We start from the raw sequence: 17189 nt of genomic DNA, 5'->3' as shown, positions 1-17189 counted from the left end.
GCGCCGATGGTACTGCACCCGGGAGGGTGTGGGAGAGTAGGACACCGCCGGACATTCTTCCGTTGAGGGCCACCCCAAATGGGGTGGCCCTCAACGCATTTCCAGACACCCGTGTCCCCGCCATGAGGTTGGGACCGGCCCAACAGTGGCCCAACCGCCGAAGGCAGCGGCCGACTGCAAAGCCAGGGCGACCCTTCTCCCCGGGGTCGACAAGCCAACCGACCTCGATGTCTCGAAGCCGAAGCCCAGGCTCGCTGTCTTGGGAGGGCAGAGGGCAGAGGGCATCGCTGGAACGCCGACGGGGTCGGGGCGTACGCAAAGAGAAGGCCCCACCGGCGCGAAGCCGGCGGGGCCGTGGAAGCTGTTGCCCAGCGGACGTCAGTCGGGCTTCTTCGCGCAGATGAAGCGGGGTTCCGCGCTGTAGGTCCAGGTGAACTTCTCCCGCTTGACGACCTTGCCGTCCTTCTTGATGACCCGGAACGCGTCCTGGGTGAAGCCCTGACTGCCGTTCGCGGGAATGCAGCTCGGTCCAGGTTCGAGGTAGACGGTCTTCGGCGAGGTGATGTTCCGCCGAGGGCCGTACTCGGTCTTCACGCTGTCCCAGATCTTCGTGCTCCAGATCGACACCGTCACCGAATTGCCGGTGTAGGAGGTGTCGATCAGGAGGCCGTATTCGGTGTTGTTGCGGAACTTGAAGTCGAGGTCCGGCCAGAAGATGGTCGACTCGATGACCGCCGGGTAGCGGCTGAAGTAGTACGAGTGTGGCTTGTGCTCGACATCCTCCAGGCCCGCGTAGTACGTGGCGTTGAAGAGAGTCGTCGTGAACTGTGAGGTGCCACCGCCGACCCCCGGCACCAGTTTTCCGTTGAGGATGACCGGCGCGTCGCGGTAGCCCTGGGAGTAGCCGCGTTCACCGGTGTGACCGTTGAGCGAGAACGTCTCGCCGGGCAGGACCACGGTCCCCTTCACGTCGTTGGCGATCGTCACGATGTTCTGGCTGCGCGGCGAGGAGAGCCCTCCGGTGAAGTTGGTGGTGAAGGAGGAGACCTTCTCCTTGATCCCTAGGCTTTGAAGCTTCTCCGCGGTGAGCTTCGGCTGGACCGGCTTGAGCGCGGCGGAGATCGTCCGATCGTCGCCGCGAGGCAGGACCGCGAGCAGGTCAGTGCCGAGGCTGCTGGTGTCGACCTGCTTGCCGGCCCGTCCGTCCACCACCTTCGGCTTTCCGCCGGAGATGGTCATCGTGGCGTCCTTCGGAGCCACCTCGACCTTGTCGAGGGTGCTGCCGAGCGCGGAACGCAGCTTCTTGACGTCCACGCTGGGCGTGAGCTTGCCGGTCTTGTCGGCCTTGAAACGGAGACTCTTCGCGATGGCCTGCGGTGGGATGGTGACCGAACCGCGTTCGGTGGTCAGCTTGACCGGTGCCGCCACGGCCGGCTCCGCCAGCTCGGCGACGAGCCGGTCCACTTCCTCGGCGGTGGTGGCCGGGTGGTTCTCCACCAGCGGGACGGTGACCGGCTGCCCGCTCAACCAGCCCTGCTTGACGGCGTCGGCGGAATGCTCCGGGGCGATGGTGAGGCTCGGCTTCGGGTAGCGCACCTTCGGCTTGGTGCCGGAAAAGGTGATGGCCGGCATCGTCATCTTCCGGCCCTGGTCGCCGACGAGCTTCTTCAGGGCGGTTTCGAGCTTCGGCACGTCGACCGAGACCACCGGCTCGATCTCCCGCGAGCCGACCAGGCGGTCCACGGCGTGGGCACTGGTCGCCGCTGCGGCTGCCACGGTGGCGTCGACGTCGACGGTGAGCCCTACCTCGGCGGGGACGATCTCAGCGGTCCGTTCGCCGACGCGTACCTGGATGGGGGCTTCGAGTTCGGCTGCCCGACGGTCCAGCTGCTCCCGCAGCTCCCGCGCCGCGTCCGTCCGGCTGCGTCCACCAAGTTCGGTGCCCAGCACGCTGGTGCCACGGGGCACGTCGCCCGCGTACGCCCAGACGGCCACCGCACCCACCGAGCCGAGCACGGCGGTGGCCACGCCGGAGGCGATCAGCAGCCGGAACCGGCGGGACCGGGTTCGGGCGCCGTCCGGCGGGGTAGGTGCTGGTCGTACCGGCTCCTCGATCGGCCAGCTGACCGCAGTCACCTGCACCGTGGGCCGGTCGTCGGCCGGGGGTGGACGTTCTTCGCCGTACAGCGTCACAGTTACCTCTTAGCGACATACCGCATGCGGAGCCGGGGGTGCCCTCTCCGGGAGAACTACGGTAGCCAACCAGGCCAGCACCGGGGAGGCCGAGTCGGGCCGGATTGCCAGTTCTGCCCGTTCATCGAGGGCTGTGCCCGGAAAATCTGACTCACGGTGACGGCGGTTTGTTCCGTGGGTCAGCTCCGCGCCCGAACACCAGCCCGCCCATCACCACCGCAGCCAGGGCGGCGGCGAGCACCGAGCAGGTCAGCACTCCGGCCACCGTACGTGGCGCGATCATCACGGCACCCGCCGCCAGGCCGGCCGTGGCCAGCCACAGCGGCGCGGCCGGCCACCGGGCGGCGGTCGCCACCCGGTCGTTCACCAGCATGAACACCACCGCGTAGAGGGCTCCGACAGCGGCGAACATCGGCGCTGTTCCGGCCAGGTGCAGGTAGTCGGCGCCGCCAACGAGCCGGAAGGCCAGCTCACCGCCGACCGCCGAGCTGACGACGAGGACCGTTCCGCAGGCCAGGATCAGCGCCAGCGCCACCAGCCGGGCGCGTCGATCGCCCTGGGCCAGGCGGGGCAACACCAGCAGCGTGACGACCTGCGGGGCCCAGAGCGCGCCCTTGGTGAGGACCGCGCCGACGGCGTACGCCCCGGAGGCGGCGGCCGGTAGGAGTTGGCGGGCGAGGATCAGGTCCGCGTACGAGATGGTGAGCATCGCCAACGTCGCCCCGCACGCCGTCATCACCTGCCTGGCCCCGAGCGGCGACCCGGCGGCAGGCGTCTCGGCCCGGTCGACAGCGCCTGGGCCAGGCGCGGCCTGGTCACCTGTTCGTGGGTGTCCGGGTGAGTTGGCGAGACGGGCCAGCAACGGCAGCGCGAGCAGGCCGGTCAGAGTGGTCAGGAGCAGGGAGGTTTCCGGACCTCGGCCGAGCGACAACCCGACGACCAGTCCGCCGTAACGACCGACGGCCACCACGACCATCGCCATGGCGAGTCGCAGGAAACGCTGATCCCCCTGAAGTTCGCCGAGCCACCGGCCGCTGAGCACGGTGGCGAACGTGGTGGCCGCGAGCAGCAGCGTGAGTGTCAGCGGCAGGCGCAGGGCGACCGTCAGGACCGGTGCCGCCGCGAGGGTGACCCCGGCCGTCAGGGCCGCGGTGCGTAACCCGAGGCGGCCGGTGTCACCAGCACCTTCGCGCGCCCGATGGGCAGCCACCGCGATCTGTAGACCGAAGCCGGGAACCGCCGCGATCGCGGCGAGCGCGAGCACCGTCGCCAGTGCGCCCAGGTCGGCGGCGCTGAGTCGGCGCGCACCGAGCATCGGGACGACGTACGCCAGCGCGTTGGTGACCACCGTGGCGACGGTGACCGCGGCACCGGCCACGCCGAGGCGCGTCCGGGCGGCGTCCCTGCTCGTGGTCTGGGCCATGCCACTCCGCGTCGTGTCGGTCGTCCGCGCGGACGACCCGGTCATGCCGGGCCGCGATCCGGTCGGGACGGCGACCCGACCGGACGACGGTACCGGCAGGTCGACCGTCTGGACAGCCCTGGACCGGCACCCCCTGCCCAGCGGACCGGGAAACGTCTAGTGTGCTGCCCCATGGCGTCGACGAAGCTGGCCCCCGCAGCGACCTCCGGACTGGCGGCTCTGCTCCCCGCGCGACTGTTGGCCGGAGCGATCCGCCGGGCGTACCCCCGGGTGGAGCCGGAACTGGCGCGGCTCGCCGATTTCGTTCCGGTCGGTGGCACTGCGGTGGACGTGGGGGCCTGGTACGGGCCGTGGACGGCCCGACTGCTCCGGCGAGCCGACCGGGTGGTCGCGGTGGAGCCGACCACGGCGCTGGCCGGGCAACTCCGGGTGGCCTTCCCGGACGTCGAGGTGATCGAGGCGGCCGTCTCCGACCACGAGGGCACGGCCACGCTCTACCTGCCGGAGGGCGGGGCGATCGTCGGTACCTCGTCTCTGGAGGATGCGGCGCAGGGCCCGGCGGTCTCCGTCCGACGGATCACGCTGGACTCGCTCGACCTGACCGACGTGCGCTTCATCAAGCTCGACATCGAGGGTCACGAGTTGCCGGCGCTGCGTGGCGCGGAGCAGACCGTCCGGCGGGACCGTCCGGTGTTGCTGATCGAGGTGGAGGAGCGGATCCAGCCGGTGGAGCCGCTGCTGGACCTGCTCACCAGCTGGGGCTATCGCGGTTACGTGCTGCCGTCTCGTACGTGGGTGCCGCTGGCCGACTTCGACCTCGGCGGGCATCAGCGTGCGGCGATCGCCCGGGTGGGTCAGGGCTTCGCCCGCCGGGTGGTGTGGCCCCGGCCCCGGTACGTCAACTCGGTGCTGTTCCGCCCCGAGTGACGGCGGGACGATGCGAGTGTCGGCGGGGCGGTCCGGCCCCGCCGCCGAACGGGTTGCGGCTACTCGGGCCGCGGGGCCGGGTTGCCGATCGCGATCTCGTTGGTGCACAGCGACACGTCGCTACCGGTCACGGTGAGCTCGACCGCGTCGCCTCCGCCGACGATGCGGAAGAAGCGCTGGTTGAGGCCCTTCTTGACCGGGAAGGTGGCGGTGCCGGTGCCGAACCGCAGGGTCGCCGTGCCGTCCGCCGAGCTGAGGTAGCCGATGCGCACCACCCAGTGCCAGTCGTCGCGGGGTTCGTTGAGTGGCATCCGTACCGTCTTCCCGCTGGCGATCAGGTAGCCGCAGCCCTCCTGGGGGCCCGGCTGGATGGTGCTGCCGATGACCGTGGCCACCTGGATCCGGCCGAGGGAGTCCAACACCGATAGGTGATCGGCCTCGTCGACGTACGTGGGGCGGGTGCCGAGGGCGCGGAAGAACCGGGATTGGAGGTTGTAGGGCCAGGACAGGTCCGGTACGACCTCGTTCGGGACGGGACCGTCGAAGAACACCGTGTCGGGCGGCGCGCTGGCCATCTCGATCCGAACGGTGTCGATGTACGACCGGCTCGACTTGACCGCCCACTCGTCGCTGTACCGGGACGTGGTCCACACCGCGCCGAGGCAGACGGCGACGAGCACCAGGGCGAGTGCCACGTGCACCGCCTCCCGGTAGCGCTCGGCCACCCCGGGAAGGGACGGGGTCGTCTCCGGTGGGGGTGGTGCCGCGTCGGCCGGTTGGTCGTCGGCGGCGCGGCGGTGTGGCGTGGCGGGCGACGGGTCACCGGCCTCCGGGGCGTTGCCGTCGGTGGTGTCGCTGTTCGGGTCGTCAGCCGGTGGCGGGTTGCTGCCCTGCGGCGCTGGTACCGGCGCGGGGTCGACGGGAGCTTCGGCGTGGATGACGCCGAGTCTGGCCGCCACCGTCGGCTGTCCGGTCCGGACCGGCTCGGCCAGCACCGGCTCGGTCAGCTCCGTTTTCGCTGGTGGGGTGGCCGCTTCGGCGGGTGCTGCGGCGTCGTCGCGGACCCGGGGCGGCCGGGCCAACCCGACCACGGAGACGCCGAGGCAGATGGCGGCCACCACGACGACGTCGCTGACGTAACGGGGAACCCCTCCGGCGACCCCACTGAAGGTCGACCCGAGTCGGGTCGCGGCCAGCATCGCCGCCACCAGCACCAGGTACGCCCCGAGGAGCAGCCAGGCGCGTCCGGCGCGGCGGCTACGGCGTACGGTCGCCCAGACCAGCGCCACGAAGATCGTCCAGGCGATCCAGGTGCCGAGTTCCGGCGGTGCCGCGACCGGGGCGCCGTCCCCTGCTCCCAGCCACTGCCATGGCCCGCCCAGCAGGCCCGGCACCACGGTGGACCCGAGCATCTGGGTGATGAACGTGAACACCTCACCGGCCGACGCCGGCCGGCGCAGGGACGACTCCGACCTGGTCAGATAGGCGGCGAGGAAGCCGAGGGACAGCGCGGTCAGCAGCAACCAGGACGGCCACCAGCGGCGGATCGTCGTCCAGATGGTGCGGAAGAAACCGCCGTTGGCGTAGAGGGCGGCGGTGAGTAGGAAGACCAGCGGCACGACCAGGATCGCCTTCTCGAAGAAGGCCAGACCGAGCAGGACCGAGAGGGCGAGGGTCACCAGGTGCCGTTTGCGCCGGGTCTGCACGTAGCCGACCTGTGCGCCCACCGCGAGCACCATGGCGATCTGCATCGGCAGCATGTTGACCCCGACGGCCCACCAGGAGGTGGCCTCCAGGGTCAGCGGGCTGAACATCAACGCGCCGAGGGGCAGGAGCAGCAGCCAGGACGGTCGTAGCAGTCGGCGCAGCAGCCGGAAGAAGGTGAGGCCGAGGATCGCCTGGCCGGTCGCCATCAGCAGGACGTACGGCCAGTAGGCCATCCCGACGTACTCGGTGATCAGCCAGATGAGCAGCCGACCGCCGGGCATGAGGTGGTTGTTGTAGAGGCTGAGCAGATGCTCGACGGTCAGCTCGGACTCCGCCGCCTGGGTGATCATCACGTAGTCGTCGGCGGCCAGGAAGCCACGGGAGGCCACCTGGGCACGCCACAGCACGCTGAGCGCGATGAGAGCCAACGCCGCCGTACGGATCTGGTCCCGGCCCAGCCAGCCGACGCGGCCCGGCCCGCTCGCGTCGTCCGGGTCGTCCATACCTGTCGACGAACCCTCATCCGCCTGGCCCGAGCGCGTCGGGCGGAACCCCGTGGTCTGGCTGACCTTCAGGGAAGGGTGGGAGGGGTTCGATGCCATGGCGGGAAGACTGCCACAGCAACGGTTGCGCCTCCCATCAGGTCAACGGATGGTTCGGCAGGGAGCGGGGGCGGGACGCCGAAGGGCGCGTACAGTGGCCGCCACCAGCGCGGCCGGTCGCCGCGCACCGGCAGTGGTGAGGTCGACGGATGCGGGAACGGCTGGTGCCGCACGCGGTGGCCGCCGCCGTGACGGCGGTGGTGCTCGCGCCGCTGGCCCTTCCCGGATACGTGCTGCGTTACGACATGGTCTTCGTGCCGAGGTCGGCGTTGAGCTGGGAGCTGATCGCCCCGGCCACGGCCCTGCCCCGGGCCGTCCCGCAGGACGCCGTGGTGGCGCTGGCGAACCAGCTGTTCCCCGGGTGGGTGCTGCAACGGTTGGTGCTGGTGGCGATCCTCTACCTGGCTGCGTTGGGTGCGGCGCGGCTGGTGCCGACCGAGCGGACCGGGGTGCGGGTGGTGGCCGCGCTCGGGTACGCGTGGACGCCGTACCTGGCCGAGCGGTTGTTGATCGGGCAGTGGGGGCTGCTGGTCGCGTACGCCATGTTGCCCTGGCTGGTGCGGGCGGCGATCGGGGTACGCGGTGCCGAGCGGGGTGCCCTGCGTCGGCTGTTGTTGGCGGTGGCGGCGTCCGCGATCACGCCGACCGGCGGGCTGCTCGCCCTGGTCGTGGTCACGGTGCTGCTGGTCGGGCGGTATCCCGGCGCGGCGCGGGCGGCAGCGACCGGAGTCGTCACGACGGTGCTGTTGAACGCCCCGTGGCTGGTGGCCGGGTTCGTCAGCGCGGGAAGCGGCCGATCCGACCCGGCCGGGGTGGCGGTCTTCGCCGCCCGGTCGGAGAACTGGGCGGGGGCGTTGTGGGCGCTCGCCGGCACCGGCGGTATCTGGAACGGGCAGGCCACCCCGGCCTCCCGGAGCGGATGGCTGATTCCGCTGGCGACGCTGCTGGTGCTGGCGGTCGCCGGGTACGGGCTGCCGGTGCTCTGGCGTCGCTGGAGGAGCCCGGTCGCCGGTCGGCTCGGCCTGCTCGCGGTCGCCTCGTGGCTGGGTGCCGCACTCGGGGTGCTACCCGGCGGGGCGAGTCTGCTGGGCTGGCTGGTCACCTCGGTGCCCGGTGCCGGGCTGCTCCGCGACGGGCAGAAGCTGCTGGTGCCGTACGTGCTGCTGGTGGCGGTCGCCGGGGCGGTCGGCGTGGAGCGACTGGCCGGACACCTAGCGGCCCGGTTCGACCTGGCCACCGGGCGCGTGGTGCTGGCCGGTGCGGCGCTGCTGCCGTTGGCCGTCATGCCTGATCTCGCCTTCGGTGGGGCGGGACGGCTGCGACCGGTGGCCTGGCCGGCGGACTGGGCGACGGTGGCGCGGCTGGTCGACGAACGGCCAGGTGAGGTCGTCTCGCTGCCGTTCCAGGAGTACCAGAGCTATGCGTGGAACGGCGGTCAGGTGGTGATCGACCCGGCACCGCGCTACCTCGGCGTACCAGTCCTGATCGACGACACGTTGCGGGTGGACGGCACCGCCGTCGCCGGGGAGGATCCTCGGGCGGCTCGGCTGCGTGCGCTGCTCGCGGCCGGCGAACCGGTGGCGGCGGCTGGTCCACGGTGGGTGCTGGTGCAGCGCGCCGCCGGTCCCACCCCCGAACCGGCGACGCTGGCCGGGCTGCGGCAGGTGTACGCCGGTGACGAGCTGACGTTGTACGAGAACCCGGCATGGCGTCCGGAGCCGGGGCCGAGCCGTCCCGGCCCGGTGGGTTGGGCGCACCTGTTAGCCGGAACGGTGGTGCTGGTTCTCGTTTCTTCAGGCACTGCACGACGGTGCTACCGCGTGGTAGCGTCCCGGCACGCGAGTCCCGCGGAAGGAGAAGGTGGATGAGGAACCTGCCCGCGTTCGTCGCCGTCGGGGTACTCGGGGTCGTGCTCGGCATGCTCGGCAGCGTCGGTCTGGCGAACGTGCTCAGCCCGTCCGCCCAGGAGGCCGCTAACTCCAAGGTGAGTGAGCAGACCGAGGCCCCGCTGTACGGCACGCGCTGACCTCGACCAGCGCAAAGGCGCCCGCATCCGGCGGGCGCCTTTGTCGTGTCCGGAGCCGGGCGGCACCGCCAGCTGGTCAGCGGTTGGTCGCGTCCGCGACCAGTTGCGCGAACCGGGCACCGGTGGCCGTCCAGGTGTAGCGCGCCGCGTGGGCCAGCGCCGCCTCGCCCATCGCCTTGCGCCGAACGTCGTCGGCGAGCAGGTCACGTACGACCGCGGTGAACTCCGCCTCGTCGTCGACCAGCAGGCCGGTCTCCATGTCGACCATCGCCTCGGCCACTCCGCCCGCGTACCGGAAGGCCACCGTCGGGGTGCTGCGCGCGGCGGCTTCCACGATGGTCAGGCCCCAGCCCTCCTTCAGTGACGGGGTGAGGGCGAGCCAGGCGGAGCTGAGCAGGGCGTGCTTCTCGTCCTCGCTGACGAAGCCGGAGAACCGCACCCGGTCGGTGATCCCCAGGGCGGCGCACCGTGCGCGCAGCGGCTCCTCCCACCAGCCCTGCCCGGCCACCACCAGCTCCAGGTCGGGCAGTTCCTCGGCCAGCTCGGCGACGGTCTGCAGGGCGATCTCGACCCGTTTGTGTGGCACCAGTCGGCCCAGCACCACCAGCGACGGGTTGGGGGTGCGGGGCAGCGACGGACCGGTCACCGGTGGGGTTCCGTTGGGCACCACGTCGATGCGTTCGGCGTCGACTCCGAGTGCCACCAGCTCGGCGCGACTGGCCTCGGAGACCGTGACGTAGCGGCACCGCCGGTAGAGCCGGACGGCCAGCCAGGACTCGATCCACCAGCCCAGTCGGCACATCAACGGCCCGAACACCACCGGCCACTGCTCCCGGTGCACGTGGTGGACCAACGCGATGACCGGTCGGCCGGCATAGAGCGGGGCGAAGAACGGCACACCGTTGCAGACGTCGACGATCAGGTCGGGCCGACCGAGGCCACGGCGGCTCAGCGGGCCGAACCCGAACCGGCCGGTGAGGCAGAGCAGCGCCGCCCGCAGGTAGACGGTCATCCGGGAGCCACGACGCAGCACCCGTACGCCGGACTCGGTGGTGCCGGACGGCCCGGCGTTGCCGTGCGCGGCACAGAACAGAGTCACCTGGTGACCGGCGGTGACCAGCTCGGCGGCGATCCGCTCGATGTACACCTCCGAGCCGCCGCCCTCGGGGTTGGTGGTGTCGCGCCAGTTGAGGAACAAGACGTGGCGGGAGGGGGTACCGGAGTTGTCCACGCTGCTCCTACCGGTGAGTAAGTGAGCACGATCGCGCCACCCTAGGGCGGTCCAGCCCGGCTGCGCAATGGGGCAGTTCTGGCGGCGACGATCCGGTAACGGCTTGTGGATGGGGGGTTTGCCGACGGGCGGAAACCTTGGCAGGGTGTGCAGCGCGATCCCGTACGATGCCCGGTGCCTGATGGCCGTGCTCGTCGTGGCAGGTGTGATGACCTGCGGTGGGACATCGTCCGCGGGCGTGACGAGGAGGTGAGGCGGCGGTGGTTGCCGACCGTCCCGCGCCGACGCGCGTCCTGTCCCGCCGCTCACCGGTGGTGCTGCTCAGCGCCGCACTGGTGCTGCTGCTGGCCGGCTGGGCGGCAGTGGCGTACATCCGAACCGACCGGGGCATCCCGACCTGCGCCGAACAGGTGCGACTCCGCGTGGTGGCCGCTCCGGTGATCGCGCCGGCACTCGACCGGGTGGCCAGAGCCAACGTCGGCAGTCAACCGTGTGTCTCCGTCGAGGTGCAGGCCCGACCGTCGGCGACGGTCGTCCGGGAACTCGCCGACGACGGCGATGTCGGGGACGTGTGGCTGCCCGAGTCGACGTTCTGGCTGCGTCGGGCCCGTGCCGCCGGAGCGTTCGAGGTGCCCGGAGAGGGCACGTCGGTGGCGAGCACCCCGGTGGTGCTGGCCGTCAACGAGCGCGTCGCGCGTCGCTCCGGGTGGCCGGACAAGCCGCTGACCTGGGCGTCGCTGCTCGGTACGCGGGCGGGCAAGGTCCAGGTCGGGCTCCCCGATCCGGCGGCCGACCCGGCCGGGGTCGGTGCCCTGCTCGGTGCCCGTGCCCTGGCCGAGGAGAGCGAGGGCTCGCCCGCCACCGTGGCGGCGACGTTGCGTGGTCTCGCCGAGCGGACCTTCAGCCCGGCCGAGGAGGCCAGCTCGTTGACCCCGAACCGGGACCTGCCCGGTCGGGCGAACGCGGTGGCCGCCAGCGAACAGGCGGTGCTGGAACACAACGCGCTGGCGGCGACCGGAAAGCTGGTCGCGGCGTACCCCGAAGTCGACGTGCCGTGGCTCGACCTGCCGTACGTGGTGCTGCCCGCCGCGCAGGGCCGGACCCGCGACGCTGGTGGTGCGTTCCTCGACCGGCTGCTGACCGGCGAGGCCCGGGAGGTGTTCGCCGGGCACGGCTTCCGGACCTCGGCCGGGTTCCCCCCGGCGATGCCGGAGGACGGTCGGTTACGGCCCGAGGAACGTCAACCGGTGCCGCTGCCCGCCGAGGAGATGGTCAACGACGTGTTGACCGGCTGGAGTGGCGTGCAGCGCAGCGCCCGGATTCTCACCCTGCTCGACATCTCCGGGTCGATGGCCGCGCCGGTGCCGGCCGGTGGCACCCGACTCGACGCCACGGTGCGCGCCGCCCGGGAGGGTGCCGAGTTGTTGCTGGACAACAGCGAACTCGGCATCTGGGTCTTCTCCACCAAGGTCGACGGTGACCGGGACTACCGGGAGATCCTGCCGGTACGCCCGCTGGGCGGCCAACGCAAGAAGTTGACTGAGGCGTTGGCCGAGGTCCGGGTCAAGCCGCAGGGCGGCACCGGGCTGTACGACAGCACGCTGGCCGCGTACCGCGACGCTCGCCGCAACTGGATCCCGGGGCGGATCAACCTGGTGCTGGTGATGACCGATGGGCGCAACGAGGACGCCGACACCATCGGGCGGGCCGACTTCCTGGCCGAACTCAAGCGGTTGCAGGAGCCGCGCCGCCCCCTGCCGATCATCTTCATCGGTCTCGGTGCGGACATCGACCCCGAGGAGCTGAAGGCCATCACGAAGGTCACCGGCGGGCAGGTGTTCGTCACCGAGCAACCGAGCGGAATCCGCCGCATCTTCTTCTCGGCGCTGGCTGACCTGAGCTGTCTGCCGCCGGAGTGCCGCCGATGAGTGGCGAGCCGGAGCGACCGCTCCGGTCGCCGGACACCGGGTCGGAGCGACCGGACACCGGGTCGGAGCGACCGCGCCGGTCGCGCGGCGCGCTGGTGGCGCGGCTGCGTCGCTCGCCGGGTACCGCGCTTTCGCTGCTGCTGCTCACCACGATCGCCTTCGGGCAGCGGCCCGGTCAGGTCACCTTCGACACCAAACTCGACCTGGCCGCGAACCCGATCCACTTCATGGCTCGGGCGTTGCACCTGTGGAACCCGGAAGCCACTTCGGGTGAGTTGCAGAACCAGGCGTACGGCTACCTGTTCCCGATGGGGCCGTTCTTCGCCGTCGGGCAGTGGCTGTCGGTGCCGCCGTGGATCACGCAGCGGTTGTGGACGGCGCTGTTGCTGGCCGCCGCCTTCTACGGTCTGCTGCGGCTGGCCAGGGCGTTGCAGATCGGCACCGAACCGGCCCGGTACGCGGCGGCCCTCGGCTACGCGTTGGCCCCGCGAATCCTCACCGAGGTCGGTGCGCTCTCCTCGGAGACGCTGGCCGCCTCGATGCTGCCCTGGGTGCTGTTGCCGCTGGTGACCGTACGCCGGATCGGTTCTCCGCGCCGGGCCGCCGCGCTCTCCGCGCTGGCCGTGCTCGGCATGGGCGGGATCAACGCGGCGGTGGTGCTGCTGGCGCTGCTCCTGCCCGGCGTCTGGCTGCTCACCCGCCGCTGGGACGCGCAGCACGTGCGCCTGGTCGCCTGGTGGTGCGTCTGCGTCATCGGGGTCTGCCTGTGGTGGATCGTGCCGCTGCTGCTCCTCGGCCAGTACAGCCTCCCCTTCCTCGACTACATCGAGTCGTCCACCACGACCACCGCGGTGGCCTCCCTGTTCCAGGCGGTACGCGGCACCAACCAGTGGGTCGCGTACATCGTGCAGGGCGAGCCGTGGTGGCCGGCGGGCTGGCTGCTGATCGACCACCCGTTGCTGATGACGCTCACCGCGATCGTCGCGCTGATCGGGCTGGCCGGGTTGGCCGGCAACCTGCTGCCCCAACGGCGTTTCCTGGTGGCCGGGTTCCTCACCGGGCTGACCCTGCTCACCATCGGCTACGTCGGATCGGTGGACAGCCCGATCTCCGAACTGGTCCGCGATCTGCTGGACGGTCCGTTGGCGCCGTTCCGCAACGTGCACAAGCTCGACCCGGTGCTGCGGTTGCCGCTGATGCTCGGCTTCGCCCACGGCGTCGACGCGGTGGCCACCCGGATGCACAACGCGGTGACCCGCCGCCGACCTGGGATCCGGCTGCGTCCGCTGGTCTTCGCGCCGGTGCTGCTGCTCGTGCTGGGTGCCGCCGCTCCGGCCTGGCTGGGCCAGTTGCGTCCCGGCCCCGGCTGGTCGGATCTGCCGCCGCACTGGCGATCGGCGGCGACCTGGCTGGCCGACCGGGACGCGTTGGCCCGCACGCTGGTGGTGCCCGGCTCCGGCTTCGGTCAGTACGACTGGGGACGCACCGTCGACGAGCCGATGCAGGCACTGGCCGAGGCACCGTGGGCGGTCCGCCACCAGGTTCCGCTGGGGTCGGCGGGCAACACCCGGATGATGGACACCGTCGAGGAGGTGCTGGCCGCCGGTCGGGGGTCAGCCGGTCTGGCCGACCTGCTCGCCCGCTCCGGTTTCCGACACCTGCTGCTGCGCAACGACATCGACCGCACCCAGGTGGACGCGCCACCGGTGACGGTGCTGCGTCGCGCGTTGACCGACTCACCCGGCATCGCCCTGGTGGCCACCTTCGGCACCACCGACGCGCTGTCCCGGACACTCGGTAGTCCGGTGGACGACGGTGTCGGCTCTCCACCGGCCATCGAGGTGTACGAGGTGCAGCGGCCGGTCCCGGCCGCGTCGGCGGTGCTGACCGCCGATGTGCCGACGGTCAGCGGTGGTCCGGAGTCGCTGCTTCCCCTGCTCGAACAGGGGGTGGTGGAACGGGACCGTCCGGTGGTGCTGACCGGTGACCGGGACGAATCCGTCGACGACGCCGTCGGCGACCGGTGGATCGTCACTGACGGTCTGCGTCGCCGGGAGCGCGACATCGGCCGGGTCCGGGACAACCTCTCCCAGACGTTGACCGCGAACGAGGCGGGGCGACAGGGGCGGGTCGCCCTCGACGTGTTGCCCTTCTCCGACGAGCGGCACCAGACCACCGCGACCTACCAGGGCATCCGTGAGGTGACGGCGTCGTCGGCGGCGAGTTTCGTCGACAGCCTCGGCCCGGCCAACCCGTCCCACCTGCCGTTCGCCGCCGTCGACGGGGAGTACGACACGGCCTGGCACTCCGCGCCGCTGGCCGGACCGGTCGGGCAATGGCTCCAGGTGGATCTGGACACCCCGCGTCAGGTCGACAGTGTGCGGCTCTCGTTCGTCACCGACCTGGCGGTGGGCTGGCCGGTGACCCGGTTTCGGCTCACCACCGACCGGGGTTCGGTGGACCACGACGTGGCCACCACCCTGGGCGGTCACTCGTACTACACGTTGCCGGGCCCCACCAGCCGGATCCGGGTGACGGTGCTGGCGGTGGCCGATGGTCACCTCGACGGTGGCGTCGGCATCCGGGAACTGTCCATCCCGGGCAGCGAACCGCGTCGCGCGCTACGCGCCCCGACGGACCTGCCGGACGAGCTGTCGACGCCGGTCAGTTGGGTGTTCAGTCGCGGGCCGACGGACCGGCCGGCGTGCTATCCCGCCCAGGTTTCCGACGGCGGCTCCGGTGGGGCGGTCGGCACGGTGATCCGCTGCGATCGCTTCCTGGCCCGGGTCGGTGAGGAACCGCTGGGTCTGGATCGGTTGTTCCGCAACCCGGCGGCCGGCACCTATCGGATGGAACTGTCGGTGGTGCCCCGTCCTGGTGGGGCGCTGGCGCTCTCCGGCACGAAGGTGACCGCCATCGCGTCGTCCAATCTGAGCGGTGACCCGGCGGTCGGCGCGTACGCGGCTGTCGACGGTGACCCGAACACGGCCTGGTTGGCCGCCACCGGAGACCTGCGCCCCACCCTCAAGCTCAGCTGGTCCGGCGAGCGTCGGATCGACCGGTTGCGGCTGCGGGGTGGTTCGTCGCCGATCGGCTCGCTGCCGCAGCAGGTGGAGATCCACACACCGGGACGCGAGGTGCAGGCGTCGGTCGAAGCCGACGGGACCGTCCGCTTCCCGTCGGTGCGTACCGACCGGCTGGAGATCGTGGTGCGGGAGACCGAGCACCGGCTGGCCGACCTGCGGGGCAACGGGTGGCCCGCCACGGCGGGCATCGCGGAGGTGGAGATCCCGGCACTGGCGAGTCTGCTGAACCTGATCGGCACCGACACCAAGGTGGTGGAGCGCTGCGGTGACGGCCCGACCGTCGAGTTGGCCGGTCTCCGTTACGACACGTCGGTCTCCGCCAGCCTGGCGGACGTGCTGGCCGGACGGCCGGTGCCGGTCCGCGTCTGCGGCGAATCCGGCGCGGTGCTGGATCTGCCGGCAGGCGGGCACCGGCTGGCCACGTCGCCGTCGGAGGGCTTCGTCGTACACCAGGCGACCCTGCGGCCGGACGACGACGCGATCGCCGCCCCCCGCCATCGGGAGGTAACCGTGCTCGACTGGGCGGCCACCGACCGGACCGTGCGGGTTGCCGCCGGTGAGCAGGCGCTGCTGGTGGTGCCGGAGAACGCCAACCCCGGCTGGACCGCCACCCTCGACGGGCAACCGCTGCTCAGTTCCCGGGTGGACGGGTGGCAACAGGCGTGGGTGCTGCCGCCGGGCCCCGGTGGTGAGGTCCAACTCGTCTTCGCCCCCGACCGTACGTATCGGGGTGGTCTGGCCGCCGGGGCGGTGCTGGCGGTCGGCGTCCTGGTCCTGGCCATCTGGCCGGTACGTCGCCGGACGACCATCGGCGGGGACGACGACGCCATCGCGGCCGAGGCTCCCGCCTGGCTGGTCGGCGTGCTGCTGGTGGTGCTGCTCGCCGCGTTGGGCGGGGTGCTTCCGGTGGCCATCGTGTTGGCCGCGATGCTGCTGCGGCAGTTGGCGGTGCGCGCCCTGCCGGTGGTGGTGCTGGGCAGCCTGACCGTGGCGACCGCGATCGCTGTGGCCGGTCGGTTGCAGGGGCACGGACAGGCGTGGGCGTACGGGGTGTGGGTGCAGGCAGCGATGCTGGTCGCGATCGGTGCGGTGGTCGCCGCGGTCCTGCCGGTCCCCGGTGTACGCCCGGAACCGATCATCCCGCATGATGTGACGCCGGACACGCCCGGTGAGCCGCCGGACGTGGCTGCGGGCAGGGGCGAGGACGAGGACGGGACGGTGGCGCGGTGAGGGCAGCGGACGACCGGACGCGACGGGCTCAGCGACGTCGCTTCGCATCGCTGAGCCGATCGGTGGCCCTGTTCCGGGCGTTCCTGGTGGAACAGACCGACCCGGACCACTTCTACGGCCTGCTGGCCGACGACTCGGTGCGTCAGGTGTCGGGTTACACCGAGCTGGCCGGTCGGACCGTGCTCGACGTGGGTGGTGGCCCGGGATACTTCGCGACTGCCTTCCGCTCGGCCGGTGCCCACTACGTCGGGCTGGACCCGGATGTCGGCGACTTCTCGGCAGCCGGTGACTCGGTGGCGGGGATGCTGCGGGGCAGTGGCACGGCGCTGCCGGTGCGCAGCGGCAGCGTGGACGTGGCGTTCTCCTCCAACGTCGTCGAACACGTCGCCGAACCGTCCCGGATGCTCGACGAGATGGTGCGGGTGACCCGGCCCGGCGGGCTGATCTTCGTGTCGTACACGCCCTGGCTGTCGCCCTGGGGCGGTCACGAGACCGCGCCCTGGCACTACCTCGGCGGTGACCGGGCCCGCCGTCGGTACGAACGACGGATGGGACGGCCGCCCAAGAACCGCTTCCAGGAGACACTCTTCCCGGTCTCGATCTCCGACACGCTGCGCTGGGCGCGGAGTAACGACGACATCGAGGTGCTGGACACGTTGCCGCGCTACCACCCGTGGTGGGCCCGCTGGGTGATCCGGGTGCCCGGCGTGCGTGAGGTCGCGGCGTGGAACTTCGTGCTCGTACTGCGTCGCACTGCCCAGCGGCAGCCCGGTGTGGTGGAGAAATCCGAGCTGACCGGGGGTCGCGTGGCTATGTGACTAGGTAGTAACCTCGCG

At 71.5% G+C, this 17189-nt stretch carries 10 protein-coding genes; 6 read left to right on the top strand and 4 right to left on the bottom strand.

The genetic code is table 11. The features are described 5' to 3' along the window. Positions 1–378: 378 nt before the first annotated feature. Complete coding sequence (locus FF096_RS25385; protein ID WP_309223913.1) at positions 379–2193, bottom strand: VanW family protein; 1815 nt, start codon at positions 2191–2193, stop codon at positions 379–381. A gap of 151 nt (positions 2194–2344) precedes the next feature. Then, on the bottom strand, positions 2345–3616 hold the full coding sequence (locus FF096_RS25380) for a polysaccharide biosynthesis protein (RefSeq protein ID WP_196222648.1): 1272 nt from the start codon (positions 3614–3616) through the stop codon (positions 2345–2347). A gap of 171 nt (positions 3617–3787) precedes the next feature. Here FF096_RS25380 and FF096_RS25375 point away from each other — a divergent pair, with 171 nt between their 5' ends. Beyond that, on the top strand, positions 3788–4543 hold the full coding sequence (locus FF096_RS25375; protein WP_155222077.1) for an FkbM family methyltransferase: 756 nt from the start codon (positions 3788–3790) through the stop codon (positions 4541–4543). 59 nt (positions 4544–4602) lie between these two features. Here the strand turns inward: FF096_RS25375 and FF096_RS25370 are convergent, their stop codons facing one another. After that, the gene (locus FF096_RS25370) at positions 4603–6753 is read right to left on the bottom strand and encodes a hypothetical protein (RefSeq protein WP_155222076.1); all 2151 of its coding nucleotides are present in this window, start codon (positions 6751–6753) and stop codon (positions 4603–4605) included. 248 nt (positions 6754–7001) lie between these two features. Here FF096_RS25370 and FF096_RS25365 point away from each other — a divergent pair, with 248 nt between their 5' ends. Together FF096_RS25365 and FF096_RS25360 are read left to right on the top strand one after the other, a co-directional pair. Continuing rightward, positions 7002–8720 carry a hypothetical protein gene (locus FF096_RS25365; RefSeq protein WP_155222075.1) on the top strand — a complete coding sequence of 573 codons (1719 nt, stop codon included), beginning with the start codon at positions 7002–7004 and terminating at the stop codon, positions 8718–8720. After that, positions 8717–8878: a hypothetical protein gene (locus FF096_RS25360; RefSeq protein WP_155222074.1), complete on the top strand. Its 162-nt coding sequence runs from the start codon at positions 8717–8719 to the stop codon at positions 8876–8878. Before FF096_RS25365 ends, FF096_RS25360 begins: the two co-directional genes overlap by 4 nt. A 76-nt stretch (positions 8879–8954) precedes the next feature. Here the strand turns inward: FF096_RS25360 and FF096_RS25355 are convergent, their stop codons facing one another. Beyond that, positions 8955–10109: a glycosyltransferase family 4 protein gene (locus FF096_RS25355; RefSeq protein WP_309223912.1), complete on the bottom strand. Its 1155-nt coding sequence runs from the start codon at positions 10107–10109 to the stop codon at positions 8955–8957. Between the two features lie 260 nt (positions 10110–10369). On the opposite strand from FF096_RS25355, the gene FF096_RS25350 reads away from it, so the two are divergent. Genes FF096_RS25350 through FF096_RS25340 form a run of 3 tightly spaced genes read left to right on the top strand, consistent with a single transcriptional unit; the run spans position 10370 to position 17171 of the window. Next, positions 10370–12037 carry a substrate-binding and VWA domain-containing protein gene (locus FF096_RS25350; RefSeq protein WP_155222073.1) on the top strand — a complete coding sequence of 556 codons (1668 nt, stop codon included), beginning with the start codon at positions 10370–10372 and terminating at the stop codon, positions 12035–12037. Then, positions 12034–16353: an alpha-(1->3)-arabinofuranosyltransferase gene (locus tag FF096_RS25345; RefSeq protein ID WP_155222072.1), complete on the top strand. Its 4320-nt coding sequence runs from the start codon at positions 12034–12036 to the stop codon at positions 16351–16353. The genes FF096_RS25350 and FF096_RS25345 overlap by 4 nt, the downstream gene beginning before the upstream one ends. Then, positions 16350–17171, top strand: a complete 822-nt coding sequence (locus FF096_RS25340) for a class I SAM-dependent methyltransferase (RefSeq protein WP_309223911.1) — start codon at positions 16350–16352, stop codon at positions 17169–17171. Before FF096_RS25345 ends, FF096_RS25340 begins: the two co-directional genes overlap by 4 nt. The last annotated feature ends 18 nt before the right edge of the window (positions 17172–17189 follow it).

The sequence above is a fragment of the Micromonospora sp. CP22 genome, assembly GCF_009712475.1.
In the GTDB taxonomy this organism is placed as follows: domain Bacteria; phylum Actinomycetota; class Actinomycetes; order Mycobacteriales; family Micromonosporaceae; genus Micromonospora.
Note: the sequence above shows the minus strand (reverse complement) of the source record. Positions and strands in the feature narration are given on the sequence as shown.

Bases quoted from the DNA above. Each gene is read 5' to 3' on its own strand.
- FF096_RS25380 (WP_196222648.1), bottom strand. From the start codon at position 3,616: ATGGCCCAGACCACGAGCAGGGACGCCGCCCGGACGCGCCTCGGCGTG.
- FF096_RS25360 (WP_155222074.1), top strand. From the start codon at position 8,717: ATGAGGAACCTGCCCGCGTTCGTCGCCGTCGGGGTACTCGGGGTCGTG.
- FF096_RS25345 (WP_155222072.1), top strand. From the start codon at position 12,034: ATGAGTGGCGAGCCGGAGCGACCGCTCCGGTCGCCGGACACCGGGTCG.
- FF096_RS25375 (WP_155222077.1), top strand. From the start codon at position 3,788: ATGGCGTCGACGAAGCTGGCCCCCGCAGCGACCTCCGGACTGGCGGCT.
- FF096_RS25370 (WP_155222076.1), bottom strand. From the start codon at position 6,753: ATGGACGACCCGGACGACGCGAGCGGGCCGGGCCGCGTCGGCTGGCTG.
- FF096_RS25365 (WP_155222075.1), top strand. From the start codon at position 7,002: ATGCGGGAACGGCTGGTGCCGCACGCGGTGGCCGCCGCCGTGACGGCG.